This is a genomic window from Streptomyces sp. NPDC002156 (assembly GCF_053593675.1).
The window spans coordinates 51,327-58,206 of record NZ_JBSFDA010000055.1; the positions used below are offsets into that span (position 1 = coordinate 51,327).

The 6,880-nt window shown below is 71.3% G+C and carries 5 protein-coding genes; 4 read left to right on the top strand and 1 reads right to left on the bottom strand.

From position 1 onward, the window contains the following. The first annotated feature begins 54 nt into the window (after positions 1 to 54). From ACWCRB_RS22865 to ACWCRB_RS22875, 3 genes are all read left to right on the top strand, one after another. Positions 55 to 1,785, top strand: coding sequence for an N-acyl-D-amino-acid deacylase family protein (locus tag ACWCRB_RS22865; RefSeq protein WP_450997798.1), 1,731 nt, complete (start codon positions 55 to 57; stop codon positions 1,783 to 1,785). Then, on the top strand, positions 1,782 to 3,233 hold the full coding sequence (locus tag ACWCRB_RS22870) for an aldehyde dehydrogenase family protein (RefSeq protein WP_450997799.1): 1,452 nt from the start codon (positions 1,782 to 1,784) through the stop codon (positions 3,231 to 3,233). Before ACWCRB_RS22865 ends, ACWCRB_RS22870 begins: the two co-directional genes overlap by 4 nt. Positions 3,234 to 3,359: 126 nt before the next feature. Next, on the top strand, positions 3,360 to 4,454 hold the full coding sequence (locus ACWCRB_RS22875; RefSeq protein WP_450997800.1) for a hypothetical protein: 1,095 nt from the start codon (positions 3,360 to 3,362) through the stop codon (positions 4,452 to 4,454). A 65-nt stretch (positions 4,455 to 4,519) separates the two neighbouring features. Here ACWCRB_RS22875 and ACWCRB_RS22880 read toward each other — a convergent pair whose 3' ends face one another. After that, a complete protein-coding gene (locus ACWCRB_RS22880) occupies positions 4,520 to 4,957 on the bottom strand; it encodes a hypothetical protein (RefSeq protein ID WP_450997801.1) in 438 nt (145 codons plus the stop codon). A gap of 166 nt (positions 4,958 to 5,123) precedes the next feature. On the opposite strand from ACWCRB_RS22880, the gene ACWCRB_RS22885 reads away from it, so the two are divergent. Further along, on the top strand, positions 5,124 to 6,880 hold a 1,757-nt coding region (locus ACWCRB_RS22885; protein WP_450997802.1), incomplete at its 3' end, for an nSTAND1 domain-containing NTPase.

A 6,880-nucleotide genomic window follows, 5' to 3' on the forward strand; every position in this document is an offset into this window, starting at 1 on the left:
GTTCCCCGCGCCCCTATCGGGCGCGTCCAGCGCAGGTAAGAGAGGAGTGCAGCCTTGCTTGATCATCTGATCCGAGGGGTTACCGTCGTTGACGGGACCGGTCGCCCTGCCTACGTCGCTGATGTGGGGCTGCGGGATGGGCGTATCGCTGTCATTGGTGCCGTGGGCGAGGACGCCCGGACTACTGAGGACGCATCCGGGTTGGTCCTTGCTCCCGGGTTCGTCGATCCGCATACGCACTACGACGCTCAGCTCTTCTGGGATCCGTATGCCACGCCCTCCCTCAACCATGGGGTCACGACCGTTGCCGCCGGTAACTGTGGTTTCACCCTTGCCCCGTTGAACCCCGGCCGCCCCGACGACGCCGACTACACGCGGCGGATGTTGTCCAAGGTCGAGGGGATGTCGTTGGTGGCGTTGGAGGAGGGGGCGCCCTGGAGCTGGAGCGGTTTCGGGGAGTATCTGGATGCTCTCGAAGGGCGGATCGCGGTCAACGCCGGGTTCATGGTGGGGCATTGTGCGCTGCGGCGGTATGTGATGGGGCCGGATGCCGTGGGTGGGCAGCCGACCGAGGCTCAACTCGCCGATATGGTGCGGCTGTTCCATGAGGCCATGGATGCCGGGGCCTGGGGGTTCTCCACCACGCAGTCGTCCACGCACTCCGACGGGGACGGCAAGCCGGTGGCGTCCCGGCATGCGCTGCCCGCCGAACTCATCGCACTGTCCAGGGCGGTTGGTGAGCACGAGGGTACGCAGATCGAGGCGATCGTCGCCGGATGCCTCGACCAGTTCAGTGACGACGAGATCGATCTGTTCGTCGAGATGAGCGCGGTCGCGGGACGTCCGCTGAACTGGAACGTGCTCACGATCGACTCGGCCGTACCGGCCCGCGTGCCCCGCCAGCTGGAGGCAAGTGAGCGTGCCCGTAAGGCGGGTGGCCGGGTCGTGGCCCTCACGATGCCCATCCTCACGCCGATGAACATGTCCCTCGGCACCTTCTGCGCGCTGAACCTGATCCCCGGGTGGGGACCGGTGCTGGGGCTCCCGGTTCCCGAGCGGATCACCCGGCTCGGCGATCCCGCCGTACGGGCGGAGATGGTCCGGCGGGCGCAGAGCGAGGAGGCCGGTGTCTTCCGGCGGCTGACGGACTTCGGGCGGTATGTCATCGGGGACACCTACAGCGCGGCGAACGAGGGCCTGACCGGCCGGGTCGTGCAGGACATCGCCGCCGAACGCGGCCTGGACCCCTTCTCCTGCCTCGTCGAGATCTGTGTGGCCGACGGACTCCGTACGGTCCTGTGGCCCATGCCGACCGACAACGACCCGGCGTCCTGGGCGCTGCGCGCCGAGACCTGGCGGCACGAGGACGTGCTCCTCGGCGGCTCCGACGCCGGCGCGCACCTGGACCGCATGTGCGGGGCCCCGTACACGACCCGGTTCCTCGGCGACTGTCTGCGGGGACGCCAACTCGTGCCGCTGGAGCGGGCGGTGCAGATGCTGACCGACGATCCGGCGCGGCTGTTCGGCCTGCGCGAGAGGGGACGTATCGAGGAGGGCTTCCATGCGGACCTGGTCCTCTTCGACCCGGAGCGCGTCGACGCCGGCAAGGCCACCCTGGTGCACGACCTGCCGGGCGACAGTCCGCGTCTCGACTCGAAGGCGATCGGGATAACCGCGGTGTGGGTCAACGGAGTTGAGGCGATCCGCGGGGACGCGGTCACGGGTGCGGTGCCGGGCAAGGTGCTCCGCTCCGGGCGGGACACGGCCACGGTGAGTACCAAGTGACCGACGGACAGCGGCTGTTCGTCGGCGGCTCGTGGGTGGAACCGGCCGACGGGCACTACGAGGTGATCGACCCGGCGACGGAGGAAGTCGTCGGGTTGGCGCCGGAGGCCTCGCGGGATCAGGCGCACGCCGCCGCCGCGGCGGCTCGCGAGGCCTTCGAGCCGTGGTCCCGGATGCCGGCGGAGGAGCGTGCCGCTGTCCTGGCGCGCGCCGCGGACATCATCCAGAGCCACCTGGCGCCGTACGCCGCCCTCGCCCAGGCGGAGACCGGCGCCACGACCGCGACCGCGCGCGGGATGCAGGTGGGCGTGGGCGCGGCCCGGTTCCGCCGGTACGCGAAGGTGGAGCCGGCCGAGTGGGCGATTCCGCCGCAGGTCAACGAGGGGGGACCGTTCGGGAAGGCGGCGGTGATGGGCGCGCTGGCCGTACGCCAGCCGGTGGGCGTGGTCGCCTGCATCACCTCGTACAACAACCCCTGGGCCAACCCGGCCGGGAAGATCGCGCCCGCGCTGGCGATGGGCAACACGGTGGTCGTGAAGCCCGCGCCGCAGGACCCGCTGTCGGTGTACCGGATGGCCGAGGCGCTGGAGGCGGCGGGCGCGCCGCGGGGTGTCGTGAACGTCGTCAGCGGGCGGGGCCCTGGGGTCGGCGAGGCGGTCGTGGACTCGCCGGACGTCGACATGGTCAGCTTCACCGGGTCGACGGCCGTCGGGCAGCGGATCGCCGAGGTGTGCGGCCGGGGCATGAAACGCCAGTTGATGGAACTGGGCGGGAAGGGCGCGGCACTCGTCTTCGACGACGCGGATCTGCGCTCGGCGGTCTCGGGCATCGGCACGACGTTCTCGTTCTACAGCGGCCAGATCTGCACGGCGCCGACACGGGTGCTGGCGCAGCGGGGCGTGTACGGGCAGGTGGTGGAACAACTGGCGGCATACGCCGGTCAGTTGAAGGTGGGTGACCCGCGTGCGGCGGGCACGGTGGTCGGGCCGGTGATCTCGGCGGCGCATCGGGACCGGGTCGAGGCGTACGTCGAACTCGGGCGGAAAGAGGGCGCGGTGGTCGTCGCGGGCGGTGAACGGCCGCCGTACGACCGGGGGTTCTATGTCGCCCCGACGCTGCTGGCCGACTGCACGAACGACATGCGGGTGGCCCGGGAGGAGATCTTCGGGCCGGTGGTGACCGTCATCCCCTTCGACGACGAGGAGGAGGGCGTCGCGCTGGCGAACGACAGCGACTACGGGCTCATCGACTACGTCTGGTCGGGGGATGTGGCCCGGGCCTTCCGGGTCGCCCGGCGGCTGCGGGCCGGGGGCGTGGGCGTGAACACCGTCGGGCGGAACATGGAGGCGCCGTTCGGGGGGTTCAAGCGGAGCGGGGTGGGGCGCGATGTGGGGTCGTACGCGCTGCACGCGTACGGGGAGGTGCAGGCGGTGGTCTGGGCGGGGTGAGCGCGGAGGGGAGTGCCGGGGGCGCGTCAGCGTGTGGTGAGCCGTGCGGGTACTTCGGGGCGCCGGGTGACGTACGCCGTGTCTACCCGCCGGGCACGGCGGTGATGGACCACCGTCGACGGGGTGATGCGTACTCTTCGTAACCTTCTCGCCGCCGTACTGGTGTTGGCGGCCCTGCCCGCGGCTGCCTCTCCCAGTCGGGGCAGCAGCCGGGCCGAAGCCGAACTGCCCGGCGGCAGAGCGAACTTCGTCGTCGCCACCGCCCACCTCAAACCCGGGATCCGGGACAGCTGGATGCGGCTGGGAACGTACAGATTCAATGCCGCGGACTCGACCGTACGGGCCGAGATGCGCCTGTGGCGGCAGAGCCGGCCGAGCGAGCGGGTGAACGCCGGGGTCACCCCGGACCTCAAGTGCGCTCCCGGAGGCGTGTGGGACACGGCCGCACGCCGGAACTGCCCGGTCAAGACGGTGGCGGGGTTCCGGGACGGGGCCACGGACAAGCGGTCCGGTGTCTACGAGCTGCGGGACCAGACCGTGCACGGCAGGGCCGCCCGGGTTCTGTGGATCAAGTGGAGCGTCGGGGCGAGTGCGTGGACCGAGCAGTGGGAGGTGCTGAGCAGGCCCACGCTGACGCGGCTCGACCAGCTGTACTCGACCCGGGCGAACGCGGGTTACGGCTACGGCAGCAAGGCCGAACTCACCAGCAGGCGGGCGATGGACAGTGTGCGGCAGCACGACGGGGAGATCCGTCTGGAGGGGATGTCATGGCGCAACAAGGGGGCAGCGGCGCATCATTCGCCCCGGGCGTCGGGATCGGTGTTCTCGCACTCCAAGTTCACCCGGTGCGACAACCCGAGCTACTGCATGACCCTGCGGGAGGCGGCCGGGTCGCGGAACGTCTGCGGTGGGACGGGCTGTCCGCACCACGGCTGGGACGGTGACCGCAAGATCGACATCACCATCCAGTACTACCTCGCCCGGATCGGTGCCCACGACCGACGGGACACCCTCTGGCACTGGTGCTCCTGCCTGGCGATGGAACACAGGCAGACCTGTCACTCGGGCAACTCCCATGTGAAGCCGATGCTGCAAGTGCTGGACGACAACGGGAAGTTCCGTGGCTGGGTCGGTGTGGAGACGTCGTTCTACCCGGGCAGGAACACAAAGGCCCGTGAGCAGGACATGCTGGGCGTGTTCCGGATGACCGACTGGGTGTAGGCGGTGCGGGGACGGCCCGGCCGTACGTGCCTGGAAGGTACGTACGGCCGGGCCTGTCGGCCGGGTCAGCGTGTGCAGATGCGGTGGCCGCTGGTGCCGTACGCCGACTCGGTCCAGTACTCGATGGCGGACGCCCCGCCGGGGCTTGCCGCGCTCAGCGTGCGCGAGACTCGGCGGTCCTCGTCGTCGACCCAGCCGCTGTCGTCGTAGTCGACGGCGTTCTTGCCCTGGAGCGCCTTCATGTGCAGCCGCGTCGAGCCGGTCTGATGGTCGCTCACCGTGGCCGTCACGGTCACCGATTGGTTGTGGAAGACGGCGGTGATGGCCTTGGCTCCGCTCTTCTCGCCGCCGACGTTCGGGCACGCCTTCCGCACCGCGGCCGGCGCCGCCGCCGTGGCTTCGGCCATCGCCGGTGCCGGGGCGGTCGCCGCCGCGAGCGCCGCCAGCGTCGCCGCCGCGAACAGGGCCGCCGCCTTGAACCTTCCGGGGGTTGTCGTACGCATGCTGAAGTCTCCGTTTCTGTCGGATGGATTGGTCGCCTGCTCGCGGGCCGCAGAAGACCGTCACTCAAAGTGCTGATCCGGCCCGCTGACACCACACTGCCCAGCCGCCGCGGTGCACGCTAGGAGCGGCCCGTATCCCACTTTCCGGGGTACCGGAATACATGTGATGACCTGGGGGAACGCGGTGGAGGAGAAGACGGGGGACGAGGCCTTCGGCAAGGCCCTGCGGCGGATTCGGAACGAGCGCGGAGTGTCACTGGCGGAGTTGGCGCGGCTGACGAAGTACAGCAAGAGCCATCTCTCGAACGTCGAGCACTGCCGCAAGCGCGCCCATCTCGCCATGGCGGTCGCCCTCGACGTCGCTCTCGACGCCGGTGGCGAACTGCGGACGCTGTGCGAGACACCCGCCGCGCTGCCCGGCCAGCGCGCGACACCCTGCCCGTACCGCGGGCTCGCTCACTTCGGGGCCGGAGACACCCGCTGGTTCTTCGGCCGTACGGCGGCCACCACCGACCTGGTGGACCGGGTGGCGTCGGCCGTGCGCGGCGGCGGGCCCGTTGTCGTGTTCGGTGCGTCGGGCTCGGGCAAGTCGTCGCTGCTGCGGGCGGGGCTGCTGCCGGCGGTCGCGCGGGGCGAACTGCCCGCGCCGCCGGGCAATCCCCGTGTGTCCCCCGGTGGGGCGGACGGGCGGTGGCGGTGTGTCGTCGTGACGCCCACCGCCCGTCCGGTGGACGCCCTCGTCCGCGCGCTGACCGAGCCGCTCGGGACGACGGACACACGAGCACTCGCCGAACGCGTCCGGGCCGGGTCCGTACCACCCGGGACAGAGCATGTCCTGCTGGTCGTCGACCAGTTGGAAGAGGTGTTCACCCTGTGCGAGGACGAGACCGAGCGCGCCGCGTATCTCGATGTGCTGTGTGCGCTGCCGCTGGCCGTCCTGGCCGTGCGCGCGGACTTCTTCGACCGCTGCCTCACCCACCCGGGGCTGGTCCGGGCCCTGCAACGGCGGCCCCTGGCGCTCGGCGCGATGAGCCGCAGCGAACTCGCGGAGACGGTCGAGCGCCCGGCGGCACTGGCGGGCACCGAGTTGGAACCCGGCCTGCTCGCCGTACTGCTGCACGACCTCGACCCGGGCGGACACGGCTACGACCCGGGCGCCCTGCCCCTGCTCTCGCACGCCCTGCTCGCGACCTGGCAGCAGCGCACCGGCCGTCGGCTCACCGTCGAGGGCTATCGACGCACGGGCGGAATCCGGGGCGCGGTCGCGACCACCGCCGAGCGCACGTATCTCGATCTACGTCCCGAAGACCGGGCCGCCGCGCGGGAGTTGATTCTGCGCATGGTGCAGGTGGGGGAGGAGGGCGGAGACAGCCGGCGGTGTGTCGAGCGCTCCGCGCTGGGGGAGGAGGCCGGGCCGGCGCTGGAGGCATTCACCCGGGCCCGGCTGCTCACCGTGGACAGCGCACGGGTGGAGATCACCCACGAGGCTCTGCTGCGGGCCTGGCCACGGCTGGCCGGCTGGATCGATGCCGACCGGGCGGGGCTGCGCACCCGGCAACGGCTCACGGAGGCCGCCGAGGCCTGGGAACGGCATGGACGGCGGTCCGAACTCCTGTGGCAGGGCGCCGTGTTGAGCGTCGCCGCCCAGTGGGCCGCCGATCACCCGGGACGGGCGGACGAGCGGGAGCAGGCCTTCCTCGCGGCGAGTGACCGGGAGGCGAGACGCGGACTGCGGCGCCTGCGGCGGGCCCTGGCCGCCCTGATCGGGCTCGTGGTGGTGGTCGTACTCGTCGCCGTGGCCGCCGTGGACCAGCGGGCGGTGGCGGTTCGGGAGTTGGACGCCGTAGCCGAGGAAGCTGAGGCCGCCCTCGACGAGGATGCCGACGGACAGGGCGTAGGTGCCCTGGACCGCGACGGTGCCGG